We start from the raw sequence: 22,620 nt of genomic DNA on the forward strand, positions 1-22,620 counted from the left end.
ACATTGAACGAACCAATTAGGGGTCAGACAGTTTCTGTTCCAGGGCTTCTAGCTGCTCTCGGCGTACCTCTAGTTCGAGTTGACGACGGGTAAAGTCTTGGCTTTGGGCCGTCATTTCTTGCCGCCAAGTTTCTATTTTTTTTTGTTCTTGCTGGACAAACTCCGGGGTGATTTTTCCCGGAACAAAATAATGGTGCACCACATTCAAGAGCCAGTCTGTTGCGTCTTGGATGCTGGCCAATTGTCGTTGTTTATCAAGTTGAATTAAAACCAGTGCCCCCACAGCAAATTCCGTTTGGGAATAAACCATGGAGGGGCGATCGCCTTGGTCATGGATGAGCCAACTCCCGTCAGGCTGCTCTTGCGCCACAAACACAAGTTGAAGCTGAGTCGATTGGGGATGACGTTGAATTTGAGCAAGGTGACGCATCACAGGTAAAGGAAACGCATTACTGAAGTCGTTGTAAACGTTCCGTCAAAATAGATTGTTGTGCTTCAGCTTCGGTAAGGGCAGACCGGGCACCTTCGATCACTTCTGCTGGAGCTTTATTGACAAAGCCAGGGTTATTCAAACGTCCACTGAGGGATTGAATTTCCTTATTCACTTTTACGAGATTCTTCTCTAATTTTGACCGCAGTGCAGGAATATCGACAAGGCCTTCGAGGGGAATTAAGATCTGAATTGTCCCCACTACCCCGGCGATCGCCTGTTTGAGGGAATTATCGACGGTATTGGTCAATTTTAAAGTTTCCACCTTAGCTAATTTAAGAATATAGGCTTCCCCTTTCGCCAAGGTGTTGAGTTCCGTTTCCGTTTCGCTTTGGAGGATCACGGTGACTGTTGCTCCTGGTTTAATCCCTGCTTCGGCACGGAGATTGCGGATCGTGCGGATGGCTTCGATGAGCAGGGCAAATTCATCCTCTAGGGAGGGATCAACTAATTGGTCATTTTCGGCGGGGAAAAGCTGCGTCGCAAGGAATGTTTGGCCGTCCGCTTGGGTGAGGGTCTGCCAAATTTCCTCGGTGATGTGGGGCATAAAGGGATGGAGTAATTTCAGAATGTCCTCTAAGACCCACGCCAAAATCTGTTGGGCAACGGTGCGGGAAGCTTGATCTTGCGCTTCCTTGGCATAGAGACGGGGTTTGACCAGTTCGATATACCAGTCGCAGAAATCGCCCCAGATAAATTCGTAGAGGGCTTTGGCGGCTTCCCCTAAGCCATACCCTTCGAGGTTTTTGTGGGTGTCGGCAATCACTTGGTGCAGACGGGAGAGAATCCAGCGATCGCCTAATTCGAGATCCTGCATTTCAGGACGACCCAAATCGGTGGGGGTTTTCCCATCGAGGTTCATCATCACAAACCGCGCCGCATTCCAAAGCTTATTGGCGAAATTTCGAGACGCTTCTACAGACTGGGATTCATCGGTTTTGCGGTCATACTGCAAACTGATATCCTGACCTGCTCCGGCAACCTCACGGATCAGGGTATAACGCAACGCATCCGTCCCATAGCGATCGCACATCAGCAGGGGATCGATGCCGTTATTGGCAGATTTCGACATTTTTTTGCCGTTTTCATCCCGCACCAGCCCGTGAATGTAGACATCCTTAAAGGGAATTTTGCCTGTGAAATGGCTGGACATCATCGTCATCCGCGCGACCCAGAAAAAGATAATGTCAAACCCCGTCACCAGCACGCTATTGGGGAAATATTTCTGGAAATCTTCGCTATTGTCGGGCCAACCCAAGGTCGAGAAGGGCCACAAGCCAGAGGAAAACCACGTATCCAATACATCGGGATCCTGTTCTAGCTGACAATCTTCGCCGTAGGTGGCGATCGCCTTTTGTTTCGCTTCGGTTTCATCATGGGCAACGATAAAGGGTGTGTGATCCTGAATTTCGCCATTGGTTTCACTAACCACATACCACGCCGGAATCTGATGTCCCCACCACAACTGCCGCGAAATACACCAATCATTCAGCTTCACTAACCAATCCCGATACACCTTGCGCCACCGTTCCGGCACATAGTTCGGTTGATTGTCCTCATCCAAAAAGGCGAGGGTTTTCTGCGCCAGTGGGTCAATTTTGACAAACCACTGGGTGGACAGGAGTGGCTCTACCGGAACCTTCCCGCGATCGCTGTGGGGGACGCTGTGGCGATAGTCTTCTGTTTTGACCAGTACACCATCCTCTTTTAATTTGGCAACGAGATTTTTCCGCGCCTCAAAGCGATCCTGTCCTGCAAACATCCCCGCATTTTCATTTAACGTGCCATCGCGGTTCATGATGTTAATAAATTCGAGGTTGTGGCGTTTCCCCATGTCAAAATCGTTCGGATCATGGGCAGGCGTGACCTTCACACAACCCGTCCCAAATTCAGGGTCTACATGCTCATCGGCAAAGACGAGAATTTCTCGCCCGACAATCGGCAGCGTTAACGTCTTCCCAATTAAATCCTTGTAGCGTTCATCATTGGGGTTCACCGCCACGCCCGTATCACCAAGCATTGTTTCTGGTCGGGTCGTGGCCACTTCTACATAACCACTGCGATCGCTCAAAGGATAACGGAAATGCCACAGATGTCCGTCTACTTCTTTGTTTTCTACTTCTAGATCGGAGACGGCGGATTGAGATTCGGGACACCAGTTGACTAAATAATTGCCGCGATAAATTAAACCTTCTTCGTAGAGGGTAATAAAAGCTTTTTTAACGGCTTCACAGAGGTTTTCGTCGAGGGTAAACCGTTCCCTGGTCCAGTCGGCGGAGAGTCCCAGGCGTTTAAGTTGGTTGACGATCGCCCCACCGGATTCAGCTTTCCATTCCCAAGCTTTTTCGAGGAATTTTTCGCGACCGAGATCATAACGGGTTTTGCCTTCGGCTTTAATTCGTTTTTCGACGAGGGTTTGCACCGCAATGCTGGCGTGGTCAGTGCCGGGAAGACAGAGGACATTGTCCCCTTTCATGCGGTGATAACGGACAATGGTATCGATGAGAGAGGTATTGAAGGCGTGGCCCATGTGCAGTTTCCCCGTGACGTTGGGGGGCGGAATCACAATACAGAAGGGATCGCCTTTTTGTTGGGGATCGGCCCGAAACACTGACCGTTCAAACCAAGTCTGTTGCCACTTATTCTCGGTATTGTGGGGATCGTACTGACTGGGAAGATTGGGGATATCGGTAGTCATTGGGCCGTCTTGGAGAAATAAAAAACTTGAGAGATGCTTCATTGTAAATCGATCTTCGCCCTAGATTGTGCCATGCTGGGTTAGTTCTCCCCAAATTTGTTTGAAGACGGCGATCGCCTAGGATATTAATCGGCAAATTTTGCGCGACACCGAAACGCAAAACAATGTGCTAGAAGGAAGATGAGTTCCCACTATATCTGAGCAAGATGGTAAAGAAAGAGTATTTTTTATATGGTGGTTTGTTTCTGGCTGGGGCAGTGTTGACACCAGCGGCAGTTGGTTTGTTTGGTAAAGGCGATCGCCCCGCTGAAACAACCGAAACAGCCGCTAATGAGATCTTTGAAAATGGTGCCTCAGACCCAAGTTTCATGGTCAACGAACCAACTACTGCCACCTTTGCCGAAAACGACAGCCGCGAACAAATCCTCAAAGATTACGAAACAACCTCCCCCGAAGCACTCCGCAACATTCCGACGGCGATTCCCCAGTACGCCGCCAACCAGCCTTCTGTACCGCCTTATCCCAACTATTGGGCGAATATCAGAATTCCTAACTTTACCAGTCAGCCCCTCAGCCCTAATCCCAGTGTGGATCAACCTAGTGAACAAATCGTAGGCGATCGCCCCCCCGATAATGTTGCTAGCGTACCGACCTTCGACTCACAAACGCCCCCAGACTCTTTTCGTCCTGACCCGGCAACGTCTGCGCAGAAGAATACCGATTTTCAGGGCCAAGACACCATCCAAGCCCCAAGCTCTGTCAATCTCCGGGATTTTGTGAACTCCGCTCCGGCCCGGGATCTTAAGCTGCCCTAGCCTGCAGAAAATCACGCACAATTTGCAAGATTTGCGCGGAACTGGTGCCATCTCCAAAGGGATTTACCGCATTGGCCATTTGCTCATACTTTTCTTGGTTTGTGAGCAGTAATTGGGTGGCTTGGAAAATATTGTCCTGGGCAGTGCCAATCAATTGGGCTGTGCCGGCGGCGATCGCCTCTGGCCGTTCGGTATTTTCTCGCAAAACTAACACAGGCTTACCCAAGCTCGGTGCTTCCTCCTGGAGCCCCCCAGAATCCGTGAGTACCAGATAACTCCGTTGCATCGCCCCGACTAACTGCGGGTAATCTAGGGGTTCGGTGAGAAAAATTTGGGGATGTTGGCCTAGGATCTGTTGAATCGGCTCCCGAACCGTGGGATTGCGGTGCATCGGTAATAAAATCGCCACATCTGGAAACGCCGTGACAATCTTGTGTAACCCCTGCAAAATGTCCTGGAGCGGTTCACCCCAATTTTCCCGGCGGTGCACCGTCGAAAGAATCACCCGTTGCCGCTCCCAATCTAAACCGGGAATGTCACAGGGGGGATTTGCTGCTGCGACGGCTAAAAGGGCATCAATCACCGTATTCCCCGTGCAATAGGTGCCCCCTAAAATGTCTGCTTTTTTCAGGTTGGCGATCGCCTGGGGAGTCGGTGCAAAATGCAACTGAGCAATCTGAGAAATTAGGCGTCGGTTGGCTTCCTCTGGGAAAGGATTCATTAAATTATCCGTCCGTAAGCCCGCTTCCACATGGCCCACCGGAATCTGCTGATAAAACGCCGCTAAAGCTGCCGCAAACGCCGTCGTTGTGTCCCCTTGCACCAGCACCATATCCGGGGATAACTTTTGGTAAATTGCCTGTAAACCCGCCAAGCTCCGGCAGGTAATGTCCGATAAGGTTTGTCCCGGTTGCATAATTTCGAGATCATCATCGGCCCGTAGATCAAACCACTGCATCACCTGATCAACCATTTCCCGGTGTTGCCCCGTCAAAATCACATGGGTTTTAAAATCAGACTGCTGGCGAAATTGCCGGATCACAGGCGCGAGCTTAATCGCTTCCGGGCGGGTACCAAGAGTGATACAAACTGAGGGCATAAAACACTCACCAAAAGATCTTATCCATTCTACAGATTCCCTTGCCGGTCACGAAAAAACCCGGCAAATTACCGGGCAGATACAAGCATCTTTTTTTAGATCACTATGAACTTTGGAAAACTCTAATCAACGAGGCAGTGTACAGGTGTGCCTCTAACTAACTTCACAGGTTAAAGGGCAGGCTGCAAAAATAGAATCCGATGCGACCTCTGCATTTCCATGGAGCCAAGTTAACCAAGTCACCTCTTGGGGGTGAACGCCCTTGGCGGTTAGCATTGCCGCTGCGACCAAAATGCCCATCAAGGTGCCGCCAATAATCGTTCCGGCAACAACGAGCACTGCACTAACTGGCAAAATAGACTGGAGCACAATGGCCATGAGCGAACCAATGGTCATCATTAAAACAACAATTGGAAAACCGACAACCAAAAGGCAAACCAGTAGCGTAAAACTCCAGATCAAAAAGCTTTTTAATAGTACAGATAGGTAAGCTGAATCCCAACTGCGCGTCGATGAGTAGTCCATAATCTGTCCCCTCCCAGGGATATGTTTAGTTGTCAAAAAACTTAAATGGAAGCATCAATATTTCTGGGTGTTGATGCCCTTCGATAGTAAATAGTATAAACAGGAATTAGATGAAAATGAGAATCCCTTTACATAAATTAATTTCTAAAGCTTTTTTTTATGGTAGAAATTCAAGAAAAAATATCGAAACCACTGATTATTCAAGTCTTTTGCTCCCTCTAGGTCATTAGAAATAGTTATTTATACTCAGGTGATAAAAAGCCGTTTCTGGACTGCTATTAAACGCTTTTTCGTCGTCAAAACTTTGCCCTGGTACCTGAGATTCTGTTACATTAATTTACATCAAGTCATGGGTATTTATGCTCGGTTTAAAAGAGATTGTTTGTCTCTTGGGGACTGCCCCAGAAAACATTAGAAATGTTGTGGCAAAAGATCCCTAGATAGAGCTGGAGATTATGTTGGTAGCAAATCGTTAAAGATGAAGGGCGCGATCTTTGATTTTTGGGTCAGGATAAAGGCGATCGCCTGCAGCATTTCCCCTTTAGCAGAGCGAAGATTTCAAGTTACCATAGGGAAAGTCAGCCAATAAATTTAGGCAAAATTCCCCGGTTAAACCCACACAACACCAGGGTGTCCCCTCATTTTCAGTCCCCTCCATTGCGGAAAGATACCTATGAGTGATTCCATGCCTCCGAACCGTTCTGCGGGCTCCCGTCCTCCCGTTCCCCCTACCAGCGAGGCAACCCAAATTATCTCTGCACGGCCCCAACCTGCTGTTTCGGCGGATGAAACACAAATTGTGATGCCCCAACAGCGGCGTCCCCAGCCCACGGCCCAACCCCAACAACGTCGCCCGGCCTCTCCGCCTCCGCCACCGCCGCTGCAACGGATGCCGCCCCCACCGCCTTTACCTACGCCACCTCGACAATATTTAGGGGCCAATGCCGAACGAATTCCCCAACGGGGGCCAGGGCAACCGAGTTTAAAGGAACTGGTTACCAGGGCTCACAAAGAAGGATTTTCTGATGTGCACCTTGGGGTCGGGGAAGTGCCTCGGTATCGTGATCGGGGGGAAATGGTGATCACTGAATATCCGGTGACTGACCAAGATACGTTCTATGCTTGGCTGCATGAAGTGCTTAAGCCACAGGAAATTCAACGCTTTAAGGACACCCTTGATTTTGACGGTGCAACCCAATACGAATTCGCGCGGGTGCGGATCAATATTTTTGACTCTCTAAATGGCCCCTCTTTGGTCTTGCGTTTGATTCCGCTCAAAATCTTGACCATGGAACAGTTGCGCCTACCACCCATCTTTAAGAATATTTCTGACGCAGAAAAAGGCCTCGTTCTGGTTACAGGGCCAACGGGTTCGGGTAAATCCACAACCATGGCGGCAATGGTAGATTACATCAATAAAACCCACCCAAAGAACATCATCACCATTGAAGATCCGATTGAATTTGTTCACCAAAGTCGGAAATCTCTAATCAAGCACCGAGAAGTGGGGATGCACACCCTAAAGTTTGATAATGCGCTCAAAGCGGCCCTCCGGGAAGATCCAGACATTATCCTGGTTGGGGAAATGCGGGATAAAGAAACGGTTAATACGGCCCTCAAAGCAGCGCAAACGGGGCACCTTGTCATGGGAACGCTCCATACCAACAGTGCGATTAAAACCATTGAACGGATTCTTAATCTCTACAGTGCAGATGAGCAGAATGCGATGAAGGTGGCGATCGCCGAATCCTTGGTTTCTGTCATCGCCCAAGGCCTATGCCGTACCACCGATGGAAAGCGGGCTGCTTACCATGACATTTTGGTGAATACCGAAACCATGAAAGATTACATCGTCAGCGGTCAGTACGACAAAATGCTTGAACTGATGCAAAATGGCGAATTTGATGGCATGGTCACCATGAATCAGTCGTTGTTTAACCTCTACCAAGAAGGTCGGATTACAGAGGAAATCGCCCTAGAAAAATCGCCGACGCCCAACGAAATGGCGATGATGCTCCGGGGACGGATCTAGGCAGAGACCCGTTTCTTGGTAAGCTTGTAACGAATTGTAACGATCAAGAAGTTATGTCCGATTCTCATTCCCTCTTTTTGGCGGTTGCTGGCCAACCCTTTCCTTTGTACTTTACCCTCGTTTACGTGGTGGGCTTCGTGGCGGCGGTATCCATTGGTCTGATCGCCTTTTTTAATTCCAAGCGGCCTTCGGGTTGGGAAGATGCCAAACGCCCGGATCTGATTCCAGATTTGCAGAAAAAAGAGTCCCAGGATCAGTCTTAGTCGGTTCCGCCGCTGGGTTTAAAGTCGGGGCCAAGGATTTCTTCCATGCCTGGATGGTCCTCTGGCTCTGGAGGAAAATCAAATTCGGCGATCGCCTCAATATCAGAGGGGTCGCGGGTGATCTTGACCTGTTGGAGGCGGGGGCCATCAATACCCATCACTTGAAATTTCAGGTCTTCAAAGTGAAAGACTTCACCCGTTTCTGGGATTTTTTGCCATTGGTAGAGCAAAAAGCCGCTGAGGGTTTGATAATCGTCGGTGTAGGGCAATTCAACATTTAGCAAATCATTGAGTTCTTCGAGATCAATTTGGGCATCGACCAGGAAAGTCTGTCGATCTAAAGCTTTGAAATGGAGTGGTGCATTGGGATGACTGTCGAGTTCATCGCCAATAATTTCATTAATAATATCTTTGAGGGTGACAAGCCCGGCGGTACCCCCAAATTCGTCTACTACCATGACCATCGGTTGTTTGGTGCGCTGCATTTTCGGTAAGAGGTCGGCGATCGGGGTACCCTCGGCGACGAAGGGAATGGGTTTCACCCAACGATTAATGGCTGTATTGAGATTCATCCCCCCGGCGGCTAAGGGTTTGGCAAAATCCCGGAAGCGCACAAAACCGACAATGTCATCGATGGATTCTCCGTAGACGGGATAGGCGGAGTGATTGGTCTGGCTGACTTTTTGCAACAGTTTGCCGAGGGTCGCGCCGTTGGCGATCGCATGGATTTTGGTGCGGGGCGTCATAATTTCTTCGGCAACCACATCACCAAATTCAATAACATTACTTAAAAGCTCCCGTTCCTCCGCCTCTAGGCCCATGGATTCTTGTTCGGTGGTGATAATCAGTTGGAGTTCCTCTGGTGTCAGTCGGTCATACCAAAGCCCCTGCTGAATCGGTGCAATGCCCCCAAGGCGCAACAGGAGACGGTTAGATTGATTCAAGATCCAAATAAACGGTTTAAAAATTCGGGCGATCGCCAAACTGGGAGGGGCCAACCAGCGGGCCATTTCTTCGGCATGGGAGAGGGCCAAGGATTTAGGACAGAGTTCCCCCAAGACAATCTGCAAATAAGCAATTAAGAAAAAAGCAAAAGGGATCGAAATGGAAACAGCAAAGGGTTGAATCCAGTCGTCGGGGAGAGGCAATCCCACCAAAAATTGAGCAATAATTGTCGCCATGGTATCTTCCCCAATCCAGCCCAGGGCCAAACTAGAGAGGGTAATCCCCAACTGGGTCGTCGAGAGGAGGCGTTCCAAACGGGACTGGAGGGCTTGCACCATCTTGGCCTGGAGATCCCCCTCCGCAATTAGTTGACTAATGCGCGATCGCCGCACCGAGACAATCGAAAATTCTGCGGTCACAAAAAAAGCATTAATTGCGATCAGCAACAACACAGACAATAATCGGACTAAAATTTCACCGCTCGATAACATGGAATTGCGCTATAACCCTTGCAGGCGTACTGTTTCTACCTAACGTATCACTGGAATCTGAGAAAGTTCTAGGGAAATTTCCCGGTCTGGATAGTCCTGAAGTTGGAGCGATAGAGTTTGCGTTTCATCCAGGATCACCGCCGGAATCCGAATAGTGCCAGCATACTTTTGCCGATTTGCAGGGATTTCGTTGGGGAGACCGTTCATTTGGGTACTTAGCAACCGTCCCGTTTCGGTTTTAATTTCAAGGAAGTTATACAAAAAATTCACCGCTTCCTGGCCATTATTTTGCAGATTTACTTCCATGAGCCAATCGTTGCCAGAAAGTTGGCCGCTTACAATTTCTAAAGTGACATCGTCTGCACTGGTGCTGAGGGGAAAGGTTTTTTGGTCGGCGGGATCTGCAGGTTGTTCCTCAATAAAGGCGTCCTTTTGCGGTGTTGCTGCCGGGGTGGCCTTTTGGAGTTCCTTTTCTTGGGCCTGGATCTGATCATAAACAGACACAATAATTGATCGCTCGGACACAAATTCTAAATTTTCGGCGGGATCTGCTTCGCTATTGTCTGGCTGACGGCTACGAATCAGTTGCTGACTCGGATTTCCTTCGGGCTGCTTGACACCTTTTAGGGCTTCGTAACCGACGGTAAAGCCATAGAGGGCACTCACGGTTCCAGCACCAAACATCGCCAGTAGGAGCAGGAAAGTAAAAGCCAGGGTCGTTTGAAACTTCATGGGCGATCGCCGAGGGAACAGTTAAGGAAAAGAAGAAATTGTACTATGATAGCCTGTGGGCAAAATCGCCCCAACAAATTTGCCAGGGTTGGCCGAGCGGTTTAGGCAACGAACTCATAATTCGTCCCAGGCAGGTTCAACTCCTGCACCCTGGACTTTCAGATAAGTTTTCAAGCTTCAAATTTGCAAATTTAAGGCTGCGAAAAAAACGCCCCAAAGGCGATCGCCTTTCGTTTGGGAGCATTGCCGCTTGGGTGAATGTTATTGCGCCCTAATAACCCATGTTGTAGTCGAAGGCAGCTTCCGTTTGCAGGGAAGAGTTAAACGGATTCGGCAAATCCTGGGTACGCAGCACCGGGTCACTGTCTACCTGTTGCAACAAAATATCCCGGTAAAGAATATCGATTTTCTTGATATCTCGTTTTGCCCGTTGTTCGGGATAGCCTGCCCCATTCAAGCCAAAGGGGGAAACACCAAAATAATCATTGAGTACTTGGCCCGTGCTAAAGCTCGCAAAGGTATCCTGCAATTCGTAGTAGAGGGCGCGGGTAAATACATCATTTGTATGTTCTGGGTAAGTGGGGTATCTTCCCTCTAGATACGTTTGGGCGATCGCCCCTTGGCCAATTCCCTGTACCGCCGCACCTACCACAAAAACTGTGGTTAAATGATGAAACCATTTTTTCATGGCATTACATCCATAAGTCAAATCTTTACCAGCATCTTTGCTCACAAAACCCAATTGGTCAAGTTTTCTCTGTACTGAACTTCATATACAACCATGCCTGCCCTTTCTGACCTCCTGACCGCTGATCAAGCCACCCTCAGACAAACACTCCTCAATCAAATCGCCACAGATGCGTATAAAGAAGGCGACTTCACCCTCTCTTCCGGACAAAAAAGCACCTACTATATCAACGGTAAATTGGTCACCCTCACCCCAATGGGAGCGCTCCTCATCGGTCGTCTGATCCTTGCCCAGCTCGATCAAGACGTTGCTGCTGTCGCTGGTTTAACCCTAGGGGCTGACCCGATTGTTAGCGCCGTCAGTGTTGTGTCAGCCTATGAAAATTGTCCCATTCCGGCTCTGATTATTCGCAAAAAAGCAAAGGGCCACGGCACCCAAGCCTATATCGAAGGGCCATCCCTTACCCCAGGCGCGAAAGTGGTTGTCCTTGAAGATGTTGTGACCACTGGACAGTCCGCCGCCCAAGCCGTTGAACGTCTCCGGGATGCCGGTTACCAAGTAGAAGAAATTATTGCCCTTGTTGACCGTCAGCAGGGAGGGGCCGAATTTTACGCTAGCCAAAATCTCAAATTTTCTAGCTTGTTTACGATCACCGAAGTACAAGCCGCCTACCGCGCTTTAAATGCTTAGTCCCAGACATTGAATCTAATCAAAGTCCTCACTCAATCTGGTGGGGACTTTGGGAATTGGCCCCTGCGTAATGTTTGGTAAATGCTCCCTTGGCTAGGTTGGTGCGGCAGTGCTATGACTGAGGCAAGTGGCCATGGTGGAGCTTAAGATAATGGCGAATCGCTACCCGACACAGATCAACGCCCTTTGGATAGCTTTTCTTTTGGGAACCTTGTTTCATACGGACTTGGGATTGATGCCTCTGTTCCATGACCAGGCGGTGGAGCATTCCCATGCTGGAGGCAACCTAGATCTCGTTTTCGGGTTTATGCTTTTTTTCTTCACCATCCCCATGGTGTTGATTATTCTGACGACTTTCACCAACAGTAAAGGGTTTCGGCGACTACATTTTTTGGTGACTGTATTATATTCAGTGCTAAATGTGGGCCATTTGATCGCAGACATTGTGGTGCAAGCTCCCTGGTATCAGCTTGTGTTGATGACGTTACTCCTGGGGATTGGTCTTTTATTGAATTTGGTGTCGTACCAGTGGCTCCAAAAACGTTACCATCGGATCAGAAAAACAATTCCTGCCGCCTAGGGTTTTTGTGTTGTGAGCGGCAATTGTGCAGTGTAATCAATGAAAATTTTATGTATTCACGGCCTCAGCCGGACGCCCTTTTCTCTCCTGGGGTTAGCTCAATATTTGGAGGGCCATGGTTGGGCAACGGAGCAGTTTGGCTATTTTGCGGCTACGGAAAGTTTTGAGCAGATTGTCGTGCGGCTCCGCCAAAAAATTCAGGCGATCGCCAAAACCGAAAAATACAGTATCGTGGCCCATTCTTTGGGAGGAGTCCTGACGCGGGCTGCCCTCACTTGCCCGAAAACCCCAGACCCAGAACATGTGGTGATGTTAGGCACCCCGAACCAACCACCTCGTTTAGCGGCTTGGGCTTGGCAATTGCCTCCTTTTCGCTGGTGGACAGGCCAATGTGGGTTTAATTTAACAGATCCGGCTTTTTACAAAGCTCTCCCCAATTTAGATGCACCCTACACGGTGATTGCTGGCGTCGGTGGCCCCAGGGGGAGCTTAAGTCCCTTTGGCGAAGAATTTAATGATGGCATTGTTGCCCTAGAAGAAACACGCCTTTCTCCAGCAGATGCAGTGATCCAATTGCCTGTATTACACACTTTTATGATGAATCACCTGCCTCTCCAGCGGACAGTCCGCGATATTTTGCGCCCACACTCTCCCATGTCCTGGTAAAGGTCACAAAAAAAGACGCACTCCGGTGCGCCTCAGAAGATTAACAGTCAATTTTTAAACCCAATGTTTAGAAATGACTGAATCATTATTGGAATGCTGTCGTGATCCGTTTCATCGCTTCGAGCACATTTTCGCGACTATTGAAAGCAGAGATCCGGAAATAGCCTTCCCCAGCGGCCCCAAAACCAGATCCTGGAGTACCGACCACATTGCAGTTGATCAAGAGCTTGTCAAAAAAGTCCCAACTCGATAAACCAGCAGGGGTTTTGACCCAGACATAGGGCGCATTCACGCCGCCATAGACATCAAAACCAACCGCTTGGAGTTCCCGACGAATAATGGCCGCATTTTCCAAGTAAAAATCGATCAGTGTTTTGATTTGGGCTTGACCCGCTTCGGAATAAACGGCCTCTGCTCCCCGTTGGACGATGTAAGAAACGCCGTTAAATTTGGTGGACTGACGGCGGTTCCAGAGGCTCCAGAGTTGCACGGCTTGGCCATTGCTCGCGGTAACGGTCAGATTTTTCGGCACAACGGTAAAGGCACACCGAGTCCCCGTAAAGCCTGCATTTTTAGAGAAAGAACGGAATTCGATGGCGCAATCCTTCGCTCCTTCTAGTTCGTAGATCGAGTGGGGTAGGCTTTCGTCGGTAATGAACGCTTCATAGGCAGCGTCAAAGAAAATAATTGAACCATTGGCCTTGGCATAATCCACCCAAGCTTGGAGCTGCTCTTTCGTCGCTGTTGCCCCGGTGGGATTATTGGGAAAACAGAGATAGATCAGATCGACTTTTTCTGTGGGGATTTGGGCCACAAAGTCATTGTCAGCGGTGATGGGGATGTAGGTCAGGCCACCATATTTACCGGACTCGTCGGCTTCTCCGGTGTGTCCTGCCATCACGTTAGTATCAACGTAAACGGGGTAAACGGGGTCAGTGACGGCGATGGTATTGTCTTTGCCAAAGATATCAAGGATGTTCCCGGTATCGCATTTGGCACCATCAGACACAAAAATTTCAGAGGCGTCAATGTCACAACCGCGGGCCTGGAAGTCGTGGGCCGCGATTTTTTCCCGGAGCCAAGCATAGCCTTGTTCTGGGCCATACCCTTTAAAGTTGGCGCGATCGCCCATGTCGTCAATGGCCTTTGCCATCGCTTCTCGACAGGCAGCGGGTAATGGTTCGGTGACATCACCAATCCCTAGTTTGATAATGGGCGCATTGGGGTTTTCTGCTAGAAACCCATTCACTCGCCGGGCAATTTCGGGAAAGAGATAACCTGCTTTAAGTTTGAGGTAATTTTCGTTAATTCTAACCATAGAAAAATCAGGGGCAAAAGACCGTAAGACAGCTTAACCTATCATCCCATGCCCCAGGGAAGCCGCTAGATCTTTTTGGGGTGAAGAGGCCGGAAAAATTATCCATCGCTACTCACCTGACCAATCCATCGCACTGGGTTACAAAAATCGAAACGCCATCCCATCACGGCACAAATTCTGCAACCCTAGGGATAGATCTCGATCCAAAGGCGATCGCCACCTCGGTTTCCTGGACTAACAAGGACATTCTGTTATTTTTGAGAAGGATTATCAACCGCTGATTTTTAGGTGAAATCCCTGGCTTGCCAAAATACTTCTACGTTCTTCGTTTCTGGCCTAAATGCCCTTAGTTTTGCCGAGATTATCTTTTTCCTAAAGGTATACAAAGCGCCTTTTTTTGAATAAGCTTGACTTATTGGTCAAAAAAATATTTTTTTTCAATTTTTTAAACGGTAGTGATCATCACAAGGGATACTGCCACCATGGGCAAAAAAGTCTATCCCTGGGTGGAGTTAACCCCACCGAACTTGATCTTATTCGCGCGAGAAGATACACTATAAGAAGTAAAAGCCTTAATTTATGGGCGTCTCCCTGTACCTCTACTGCAATAGAGGTCTTATTTTTGAGAGGTGTTTTCCCCGCAAGGGCCACCCTTATCGCATTGAATAACACATTGCAACGACACTATATTTCCAATTGAGTCTGTCGATATTCCAAGTTCGGTAATCCCGCATCTTTTCCCCTTTTCAAGCTCTTGGTCAATCAAGGAGAATTAAGTATAGAACGCCGATGAATTCCCCATCCCTGAGATTTTAATGAATCGTTGAACCTTTTTCGATTGTTGCCCGTCTAAAGTAGTGAGCGCTCAATTAAAAGTTATAAAGCGTAAGAAAGTTAAAGGGTATGTCGTTTATTTTTTAGAAAAATTCTTTGTGTTCTAGATTGTGACCTACATGATGATTGTTTTGTAAAGTATCTGCCCCCCTGGGCCGCACCATATAGTTCTTCGTTCTTTAGATTTAAGGAGTTAAAGCGTAAATGCCTAAAGTAAATCTTCAACAAGCCCCCAATAACGGCAAAAGTTCTGCGGATATGGTGCGTACCTATCTCCGGGAAATCGGCCGGGTGCCCTTGTTAACCCACGAAGAAGAAATTGTCTATGGGAAACAGGTCCAGCGCCTGATGGCCCTCCAGGAAAAACGCCAAACCCTAGAAGAATCCCTCGATCGGGAGGCAACCCGTGAGGAATGGGCTGAGGCTGCTCAACTGACGCCGAAGCAACTCCAACGGGATCTTCAAATCGGGGAACGGGCAAAGCGCAAGATGATTGAGGCAAATCTCCGGCTTGTGGTGGCGATCGCCAAGAAATATCAAAAGCGCAACCTAGAATTCTTAGATTTGATCCAAGAAGGCAGCCTTGGTTTAGAACGGGGTGTTGAGAAGTTTGACCCCACAAAAGGCTATAAGTTCTCCACCTATGCCTACTGGTGGATTCGTCAGGCGATTACCCGGGCGATCGCCCAACAGGGTCGCACGATTCGACTACCGATCCACATTACCGAAAAGCTCAACAAAATTAAGAAAACCCAGCGGCAACTGGCCCAAGATCTAGGCCGGGCGGCCACCATCGCTGAAATCGCCGAAGCCCTCGAACTAGAGCCGGCCCAAATCCGTGAATATTTCCGCGTTTCCCGGCACCCAATCTCCCTCGATGTCCGGGTTGGTGACAACCAAGATACCGAGTTAATGGACTTACTCGAAGACAGCGGTGAATCCCCCGACAACAACGTCACCTATGAGTTGCTCAAACAGGATTTGCGCGACCTAATCGCGGATTTGACCCCCCAGCAACAGGAAGTGATTATTCTGCGCTTTGGCCTGAACGATGGCAAAGAACTATCCCTGGCAAAAATTGGCAAACGCATGAACCTCAGCCGGGAACGGGTACGCCAGCTAGAACGCCAAGCCTTGAATCATCTGCGGCGCCGGCGATCGCAAATTCGTGAATATCTGGTTGCCAGCTAAATTTTTCAACTTTTCACCATGACTTAGGCATTCTGAGATGGGGCATTCTCCCCATCTTTTTTTTGTCCATCTGGACGGCTAATAAAAAAGATTTTTAATGTTGTTGACTTAATTTATCAACTAAGGGTATTCTAAAGATGGTGTTTTTCTCTCAAGGATGTACAGGGTGGGTGGTCCCACCTTTTTTATTGCCAAAAATGCCAGCACACAGCACTGGTAGGCACGCTTGCAAAGACAATGGATAATTTTCTAGGCAACAATAGACAAAGATTCGAGGGCAATGCAGGGGGTATAACAAGAACCCTGCCAGCGGCGATCGCCTCCCACTTGAATAACTTGTTTGAGGGCCTCATAAACGTTGCCAGTGACCATCGTATCCTTAATCCGTCCGGTGATTTGCCCTTGTCGTACCTGGTAGCCCAGGTCAATATTGACGGAAAAGTCTCCCGAAAGGTCTGCGTCTCCTCCCAGGATTTGATCGACGACAATTGCTGTATCTAATTGCGAAATAATGGTGTTAAGACTGCCTACACCAGGGGCAACAATCAAATTAACGAGCTCTGGGGTTGGATAGCGCCCGAGGCTGGCCCGAAATCCGTTGCCCGTCGGTCGAATCCCAAGGCTTCGACTTGTTTGGCGATCGCCGTAGATGTCTTGGGCAGAACCTTCCCGCACCAGGGACAAAGAGCGGGTCAGGGTGCCTTCGTCATCAAAGTGGCAAATGTAGGGTTTGGCGGTGGGGTCTTGGTAGAGGCTGATCTGGGATGAGACGACCCGTTGGCCAAGGGCTTGGCTCCAAGGAGAAGACTTTTCGAGGATATTTTTCCCATTGAGGGCGGCGGCAACCGTTGACCATAGCAGGGGCGCAGCATTACTGGTGAAAATTACTGGTATTTTGCCTGTGGTGGCCGGACTATTTTGCTTCGCCCAGTGGAGACGCTCCAGAATCCTGTGTACCGTTGCCTCTGGATCGAGGGAATCCTGGGTAATATCCCCATCATAAATGCCCAAAAAGTCATCCCCCCGCACCCACTCCACCTCTAGGCCATAGCTGAGGGAAATATCGGCGGCAGTGCAATAGAGACCTTCGGAATTGACCAGGAGTGTATGGCTCGATTCGCAGTCGAACACACCGCTACAGAGAATATCGGGATAGTGATCACGCAGTTGGGCGATCGCTGCTTTGCCTTTCTCAACTAAAGTTTCCACGGCCATGGCAGTGCCAATGGGAGGATTAATATCACGGCGCGGCTCACAGACATCTAGGGGCGTCGGCTCCTGGAGTTGGCTCAAGGCGATCGCCTTTTCTACTAATAGTTGTGGTGCGACATGGCCATAGGCCACCGCGAGCCCAGGCCGCCCTTGGTACCAAAGCCGCAGTGCCGTACCGATGGATTCAGCCGTTTCTAATTGTTTGAGACGATTCGCCTCAAAGGTGACGGGGTGGGAAACGGAACTTCCCTGGTAAACTTCCGCAAACTCGGCTCCCCCCTGATGTGCTAGATCCAGGAGCTGCTGGGCAAAATCGCTCATAAAATTTTCCTACCGATACCCTACAAACTGTAAATAACGCCACTTAGCGGAAACTTTCGATTCAATCCTAATGTCCCTAAAAGACTTTCGCCTCAGGCAAAATGAGCATCGCATCCCCAAAGGAATAGAAACGATATTCCTGGGCGATCGCCGCCTGGTAAACGTCGAGCAATCTTTCGCGCCCGATCAACGCACTAACTAGCATCAGCAAGCTCGATTTTGGTAAATGGAAATTCGTGATCAGCCCATCCACCACCTGCCATTCGTAACCCGGATAGATAAATAAATTGGTTTGTCCCTGGAAAGACTGTAATTCCCTAGGAGAAGCGGCGGCCATTCCCTCTAGCGATCGCACAACCGTTGTCCCGACCGCAATGACCCGACCACCCTTTGCTTTCGTTTCCCGGATTTTTTTCACTGTTTCCTCCGGCACGTCAATCCACTCATAGTGCATATCATGGGCGGTGATATCTTCTACTTCCACCGGGCGGAATGTGCCAACCCCCACATGGAGGGTCACAAAGGTTTTTTCAATGCCTTTTGCTTCTAGTGCTGCAAATACCTCCGGCGTAAAATGTAGCCCCGCCGTCGGTGCCGCCACAGCCCCAGGAGTCTCTGCATAGATCGTTTGATACTGGTCGGGTTTCGCCTCAGAGTCCGTCACATAGGGAGGAAAAGGTATTTCTCCAAAATCGTCTAACACAGACCAAAGGGTTTGGTTTGGCCGCAACTGAAATTCAAGTAAGCGCCCCCCTGTCTCTGGGTCTCGATCAACCACCGTTGCTTTCAGGGTTTGGCTCAAATCATGGGGCGCGGTGAATAAAATTTCTGATCCTAGGGTAAAACGTTTCCCCGGTTTCACTAAAGCCAGCCAAGTATCCGCTGAACGTTCTTCCAAGAGGAGGACTTCTACCGGAGCGCCTGTTGTCTTACGACCATGGAGCCGCGCCGGGATGACCTTTGTATTGTTCATCACCAACAAGTCATTGGGCTGTAGCCAATCAACCAGGTGGTAAAAATGCTGATGCTGGATGCTATCGACAGAATCAAGCACTAACAGACGGGAACGATCACGGGGAGTGACAGGGGTTTGGGCAATGCGTTCCGGCGGCAGGTCGTAGTCATAACTTGAGAGGCTTTGGTCTGGGTTCATAGCTCACTGAAGCGAATAAAAATCTCCGATATAATGAACACAACTTTGAGGACGGCACAGCAAAATTTTTTTATTCCAACTATACCGACACAAGTGCAATGGTTGAATCTAGCTTACATTACCCTATTTTTGGTGCTGAAATTCCCTGTCCCCATTGTCGTCAAATGATTCCAGCGTTAACTTTGACGGATAGTTATCTCTGCGATCGCCATGGTGCTTTTGAAGCAGATCCAGAAACAGAAACCTTAGTCCATCTCCAGTCCAGTCGCCAATGGAAACGCTGGGAAGAAAAATGGTACCGTCAACATACCCATCCTGACGGCATTCGCTTTGAGATCCATGAAGCCCTCGATCGCCTTTACACCCAGGGGTTACGAGCCACAAAAATTACCATCGCCCAACGCTACCAAACCTTAATGCGGCGCACCCTCGATTTTAAATCGGCCCCTGGACGGGGAGACATAACCCCAAAAGACTATGCTGCTCCCCCTTCAGTGCCCCACCTATACGGTCTACCTGTGTTTTTTCATGATGCTGGCGATCGCCAAGACCGCTGGCAGATTGTCAACTTCGAGCTTGAAACCGAACCCGGCTCCCCCCGGCGTTATCCCTACCATTACCTGAGCCGAGAATAATCCCCATCAAACCCTTATTTTTGACCGGATTCTAGACCCTGGGGCATCAGCTCACTCAAATCAAACTTTTTCAACTGATTGGCAAATTGGGGCAAAATTTCGAGACAAAAAGCCTCTGCCGCCTTGGAACGGTAACGGTTTGGATTAACGATCACGCTTAAAATACGCCGCACTTCCACATCTTCAATGCGCGCCCGGTGCAGCACCCCCATCCGTAGTTCTTTCTCAATGGCCGTCACTGAGACAAAGGAAGCCCCTAGACCCGACTGCACAGCATTTTTAATTGCCTCGATGGAATTAAGTTCCATTTCAATCTTGAGCCGTTTGGTATCGATGTCGCAGCGAGTTAAGACTTGATCAATGACCTTGCGGATCGTCGATTGAGAATCGAGGGCAATGAATTTTAGTTTGTACAAATCATCTCGATAAATGGTTTCTGCCTTGGCGAGGGGGTGACTCACGGGCAAAATCAGGGACAGTTCATCCTCGGCATAGGGAACAATTTTCAACGTATCTTGCAACTCCGAAGGAACTTCGCCGCCAATGATTGCGAGATCCACTTGACCGTTAGCCACTCCCCAGGAAGTGCGTCGCGTCGAATGTACTTGTAACTGGACTGCCACATCGGGGTATTTCTGCCGAAAGCAGCCAATCATCCGGGGAATGAGGTAGGTACCCGTGGTTTGGGAGGCGCCAACAATCAGGGTGCCTCCTTGGAGATTTTGTAAATCTTCGATGGCCCGACAAGTTTCTTGGCAGAGGGTAATAATTTTTTCGCCGTAATCGAGGAGAAGATAGCCGGCTTCGGTGAGTTGGGCGCGCCGTCCACCCCGGTCGAAGAGGGGGACATTGAGCTGTTTTTCAAGGTTTTGTACCTGGAGGCTGACGGCAGGTTGGGAGACGTAGAGACTATCTGCTGCCCGTTTAAAGCTTCCTTCGGTGGAGATGGCTTTGAGGATACGGAGTTGATCCAGGGTAAATGGAATGTCAGACATATAGCCTCGGCAAAAAGGGACGACAAAGAGGGATCACGGCTGGTTTTATGATTGACAGTACCATAATAAGGGGATCGTATCTCTTTTCATGGATAATATAGCCTGTACTAATTTTAAGCAAAATACTTCGATCGACGGAATTATGACGGATTTGAGCTGGTTTTCGACAAGTCACTGGATTATGGCGGGTCTTTTGCTTGGTTTTGCGATCGCCCATAGTGGTTTGGCGGCGTTGCGTCCCTGGGGCGAACAAAGAATCGGTTCTCGCCTATACCGGGTGCTCTTTGCTTTGGTGAGTATTCCCTTCGCCACTGGTTTGATTATTTACTTCTTTAACCACCGCTACGATGGCCTAGTGTTGTGGCAAATCCAGGGGGACGCTTGGGTGAAACCGACGGTGTGGTGGCTGTCGGCGATTTCGTTTTTCTTCTTGTATCCTTCGACATTTAACTTGCTCGAAATTGCAGCGGTCAAGCAGCCCCAGGTGCATCTCTACGAAAAAGGGATTATTCGCATCACCCGTCACCCCCAGATGGTCGGTCAGTTGATTTGGTGCGTGGCTCACACCCTCTGGATCGGCAGTTCTTTTACATTGCTCACTTCCATTGGTTTGATGGCCCACCATATTTTTGCGGTTTGGCATGGCGATCGCCGTCTGAGATCCCGTTATGGGCAGACGTTTCTGGCGGTGAAAGAACGCACCTCGATCATTCCCTTTCTGGCGATTCTCCAGGGACGTCAACAGCTTAAACTAGAAGAATTCCTCAAGCCTGCCTATGTCGGTGTTACAGCCTTTATTGCCCTGCTCTGGTGGGGACACCCCTGGTTGATGGTGATGACGGCTAAAGTGCCCTGGTAACGGAAAAAAAGATGATCCCCAGGACCGATACAGGTAAGATAAGAGACCACAGATAATATTGAGTATGTGAGCGAAAAGAACAGGCAATTATGGTTCTATCAATCACCGAAGCGGATTTTACCCAGACTGTTTTAGAAGCCAATCAACCTGTTTTGGTGAACTTTTGGGCACCCTGGTGTGGTTTGTGTCATTTGCTCCATCCCTTTTTGGTGAAGTTGCAAAAGGAATGGGAAGGACAATTTCTTTTGGTCGATGTTAATGCCGACGATAACCTAAAGCTCGCCAATACCTATCGCCTCAAAACCCTCCCGACTTTGATTTTGTTCAACGATGGCACGATCGTTGAGCGCATCGATAAGTTCCAAAACCGCGATCGCCTTAATGCCCAGCTCGAACAACTCCTCCAGGGCGTGGTGATCCCCTAAATTTTCTATGACTGCCCCCCTCATCGTCATCTGTGGTGCCACCGCGACGGGTAAATCCGGTTTGGCCCTAAAACTTACCGAAAAACTGGACACAGTAATTCTTAGCGCCGATTCGCGCCAAATTTACAAAGAATTCGACATCGGTACAGCGAAACCAACCCCTGAAGAGCAGCAGAAAATTCCCCATTACCTGATCGATATTTGTGAACCGACAGAAACGCTTACCTTGGCGGAATACCAAGCCCAGGCCCAAGCACTGATCGCTCAATTTCATGCCGAACAGAAGCCCGTTTTACTCGTCGGCGGCACTGGCCTTTACATTAAAGCGATTACCAAGGGTTTAAAAATTCCCCGGGTTGCGCCTCAACCGGATCTGCGTCAACAGTTCACCGACCTGGGCCAAGCCTATAGCTACCAACTGCTCCGGCAGGTTGACCCAGAAGCTTGTCAGAAAATTCACCCCAATGACCAGGTGCGCACCCTCCGTGCCCTAGAGGTGTTTTATGCCACGGGGGAACCGATTAGCGACCAACAGGGAGAAAATCCGCCGACTTATTCGATCCTCGAAATTGGTCTTGATTGCGCTCCCGACCACCTCGATCAACGGATCCGTCAACGCACCCAGCAGATGGTTGACCAAGGCTTTGTTGCTGAGGTTGAACGCTTGGGTAAAAAATACGGTTGGGATCTGCCCCTCCTGAACACCCTCGGTTATGCGGAATTTCGGGATTATGTACGCGGTCAAGGGACATTAGAAGAGGCGATCGCCAACACCGTCCTCCACACCCGCCAATTTGCCAAACGCCAACGCACTTGGTTCCGCGCCAACCCAGATATTCACTGGCTCGATAACACCGCCCCAGATCTCCTTGAGCAAGCCCTCAATCTCATTACTCAACAATAGAGATTTGAAAGATTTTCCACATAAAAAAGCACCCTTTCGCGAGAAAGAATGCTTCAACG

General features: G+C 49.2%; 22 protein-coding genes and 1 tRNA gene. 12 read left to right on the plus strand and 11 right to left on the minus strand.

Annotated features, from left to right (window positions below; genetic code table 11):
- Nucleotides 1–16: 16 nt before the first annotated feature.
- Both AACT35_RS04240 and AACT35_RS04245 read right to left on the minus strand, forming a co-directional pair.
- Nucleotides 17–430, minus strand: a complete 414-nt coding sequence (locus AACT35_RS04240) for a hypothetical protein (RefSeq protein WP_065710511.1) — start codon at nt 428–430, stop codon at nt 17–19.
- Nucleotides 431–449: 19 nt separating this feature from the next.
- A complete protein-coding gene (locus AACT35_RS04245) occupies nt 450–3,188 on the minus strand; it encodes a valine--tRNA ligase (RefSeq protein ID WP_099241140.1) in 2,739 nt (912 codons plus the stop codon).
- Nucleotides 3,189–3,394: 206 nt separating this feature from the next.
- Here AACT35_RS04245 and AACT35_RS04250 point away from each other — a divergent pair, with 206 nt between their 5' ends.
- Entirely contained in the window at nt 3,395–4,003 is a 609-nt protein-coding gene (locus AACT35_RS04250; RefSeq protein ID WP_099240928.1) for a hypothetical protein, read from the plus strand.
- Here the strand turns inward: AACT35_RS04250 and wecB are convergent.
- Both wecB and AACT35_RS04260 read right to left on the minus strand, forming a co-directional pair.
- Entirely contained in the window at nt 3,990–5,102 is a 1,113-nt protein-coding gene (gene wecB, locus AACT35_RS04255) for a non-hydrolyzing UDP-N-acetylglucosamine 2-epimerase (RefSeq protein ID WP_099240930.1), read from the minus strand. The two genes, AACT35_RS04250 and wecB, sit on opposite strands and share 14 nt — an antisense overlap.
- 153 nt (nt 5,103–5,255) lie before the next feature.
- Entirely contained in the window at nt 5,256–5,627 is a 372-nt protein-coding gene (locus tag AACT35_RS04260; protein ID WP_012306834.1) for a hypothetical protein, read from the minus strand.
- Between the two features lie 802 nt (nt 5,628–6,429).
- Here AACT35_RS04260 and AACT35_RS04265 point away from each other — a divergent pair.
- Both AACT35_RS04265 and psb35 read left to right on the plus strand, forming a co-directional pair.
- Nucleotides 6,430–7,659, plus strand: coding sequence for a type IV pilus twitching motility protein PilT (locus AACT35_RS04265; RefSeq protein WP_445267903.1), 1,230 nt, complete (start codon nt 6,430–6,432; stop codon nt 7,657–7,659).
- Between the two features lie 53 nt (nt 7,660–7,712).
- A complete protein-coding gene (gene psb35 / locus AACT35_RS04270; RefSeq protein ID WP_012306832.1) occupies nt 7,713–7,922 on the plus strand; it encodes a photosystem II assembly protein Psb35 in 210 nt (69 codons plus the stop codon).
- On the opposite strand, the gene AACT35_RS04275 is transcribed toward psb35, so the two are convergent.
- Nucleotides 7,919–9,358 carry a hemolysin family protein gene (locus tag AACT35_RS04275; protein WP_099240932.1) on the minus strand — a complete coding sequence of 480 codons (1,440 nt, stop codon included), beginning with the start codon at nt 9,356–9,358 and terminating at the stop codon, nt 7,919–7,921. The two genes, psb35 and AACT35_RS04275, sit on opposite strands and share 4 nt — an antisense overlap.
- 39 nt (nt 9,359–9,397) lie before the next feature.
- Nucleotides 9,398–10,090 (minus strand): hypothetical protein, encoded by a 693-nt coding sequence (locus AACT35_RS04280; RefSeq protein ID WP_099240934.1) that lies wholly within the window; start codon nt 10,088–10,090, stop codon nt 9,398–9,400.
- Nucleotides 10,091–10,172: 82 nt separating this feature from the next.
- On the opposite strand from AACT35_RS04280, the gene AACT35_RS04285 reads away from it, so the two are divergent.
- Nucleotides 10,173–10,245: transfer RNA gene (locus AACT35_RS04285), tRNA-Ile, on the plus strand.
- Between the two features lie 116 nt (nt 10,246–10,361).
- On the opposite strand, the gene AACT35_RS04290 is transcribed toward AACT35_RS04285, so the two are convergent.
- The gene (locus AACT35_RS04290) at nt 10,362–10,778 is read right to left on the minus strand and encodes a hypothetical protein (protein WP_052349607.1); all 417 of its coding nucleotides are present in this window, start codon (nt 10,776–10,778) and stop codon (nt 10,362–10,364) included.
- A 93-nt stretch (nt 10,779–10,871) separates the two neighbouring features.
- Between AACT35_RS04290 and pyrE the strand changes: the two genes are divergently transcribed.
- From pyrE to AACT35_RS04305, 3 genes are all read left to right on the plus strand, one after another.
- Entirely contained in the window at nt 10,872–11,468 is a 597-nt protein-coding gene (gene pyrE, locus AACT35_RS04295) for an orotate phosphoribosyltransferase (protein ID WP_012306828.1), read from the plus strand.
- Nucleotides 11,469–11,679: 211 nt separating this feature from the next.
- Complete coding sequence (locus tag AACT35_RS04300) at nt 11,680–12,048, plus strand: hypothetical protein (RefSeq protein WP_339374589.1); 369 nt, start codon at nt 11,680–11,682, stop codon at nt 12,046–12,048.
- Between the two features lie 39 nt (nt 12,049–12,087).
- Nucleotides 12,088–12,714 carry an esterase/lipase family protein gene (locus AACT35_RS04305; protein WP_099240938.1) on the plus strand — a complete coding sequence of 209 codons (627 nt, stop codon included), beginning with the start codon at nt 12,088–12,090 and terminating at the stop codon, nt 12,712–12,714.
- 85 nt (nt 12,715–12,799) lie between these two features.
- Here the strand turns inward: AACT35_RS04305 and AACT35_RS04310 are convergent, their stop codons facing one another.
- Nucleotides 12,800–14,032 carry an LL-diaminopimelate aminotransferase gene (locus tag AACT35_RS04310; RefSeq protein WP_030006294.1) on the minus strand — a complete coding sequence of 411 codons (1,233 nt, stop codon included), beginning with the start codon at nt 14,030–14,032 and terminating at the stop codon, nt 12,800–12,802.
- A gap of 1,038 nt (nt 14,033–15,070) precedes the next feature.
- Here AACT35_RS04310 and AACT35_RS04315 point away from each other — a divergent pair.
- Entirely contained in the window at nt 15,071–16,057 is a 987-nt protein-coding gene (locus AACT35_RS04315; RefSeq protein ID WP_012306824.1) for an RNA polymerase sigma factor, RpoD/SigA family, read from the plus strand.
- A gap of 249 nt (nt 16,058–16,306) precedes the next feature.
- On the opposite strand, the gene AACT35_RS04320 is transcribed toward AACT35_RS04315, so the two are convergent.
- Nucleotides 16,307–17,590 (minus strand): TldD/PmbA family protein, encoded by a 1,284-nt coding sequence (locus tag AACT35_RS04320; RefSeq protein ID WP_099240940.1) that lies wholly within the window; start codon nt 17,588–17,590, stop codon nt 16,307–16,309.
- A 76-nt stretch (nt 17,591–17,666) separates the two neighbouring features.
- Nucleotides 17,667–18,743: a tRNA preQ1(34) S-adenosylmethionine ribosyltransferase-isomerase QueA gene (gene queA, locus AACT35_RS04325; protein WP_099240942.1), complete on the minus strand. Its 1,077-nt coding sequence runs from the start codon at nt 18,741–18,743 to the stop codon at nt 17,667–17,669.
- Nucleotides 18,744–18,841: 98 nt separating this feature from the next.
- On the opposite strand from queA, the gene AACT35_RS04330 reads away from it, so the two are divergent.
- Nucleotides 18,842–19,378, plus strand: coding sequence for a TIGR02652 family protein (locus AACT35_RS04330; protein ID WP_099240944.1), 537 nt, complete (start codon nt 18,842–18,844; stop codon nt 19,376–19,378).
- A 14-nt stretch (nt 19,379–19,392) separates the two neighbouring features.
- Here the strand turns inward: AACT35_RS04330 and AACT35_RS04335 are convergent, their stop codons facing one another.
- The gene (locus AACT35_RS04335) at nt 19,393–20,373 is read right to left on the minus strand and encodes a LysR family transcriptional regulator (protein ID WP_012306820.1); all 981 of its coding nucleotides are present in this window, start codon (nt 20,371–20,373) and stop codon (nt 19,393–19,395) included.
- Nucleotides 20,374–20,515: 142 nt separating this feature from the next.
- Here AACT35_RS04335 and AACT35_RS04340 point away from each other — a divergent pair, with 142 nt between their 5' ends.
- The 3 genes from AACT35_RS04340 (at nt 20,516) to miaA (ending at nt 22,561) form a co-directional block, all read left to right on the plus strand.
- Nucleotides 20,516–21,232, plus strand: coding sequence for an NnrU family protein (locus AACT35_RS04340; RefSeq protein ID WP_030006290.1), 717 nt, complete (start codon nt 20,516–20,518; stop codon nt 21,230–21,232).
- Between the two features lie 89 nt (nt 21,233–21,321).
- Entirely contained in the window at nt 21,322–21,657 is a 336-nt protein-coding gene (locus AACT35_RS04345; protein ID WP_012306818.1) for a thioredoxin family protein, read from the plus strand.
- A 7-nt stretch (nt 21,658–21,664) separates the two neighbouring features.
- Nucleotides 21,665–22,561, plus strand: a complete 897-nt coding sequence (gene miaA / locus AACT35_RS04350) for a tRNA (adenosine(37)-N6)-dimethylallyltransferase MiaA (protein WP_099240946.1) — start codon at nt 21,665–21,667, stop codon at nt 22,559–22,561.
- Nucleotides 22,562–22,620: the final 59 nt, after the last annotated feature.

It is taken from the genome of Synechococcus sp. BDU 130192 (genome assembly GCF_963876085.1).
Classification (GTDB): domain Bacteria; phylum Cyanobacteriota; class Cyanobacteriia; order Cyanobacteriales; family MRBY01; genus MRBY01.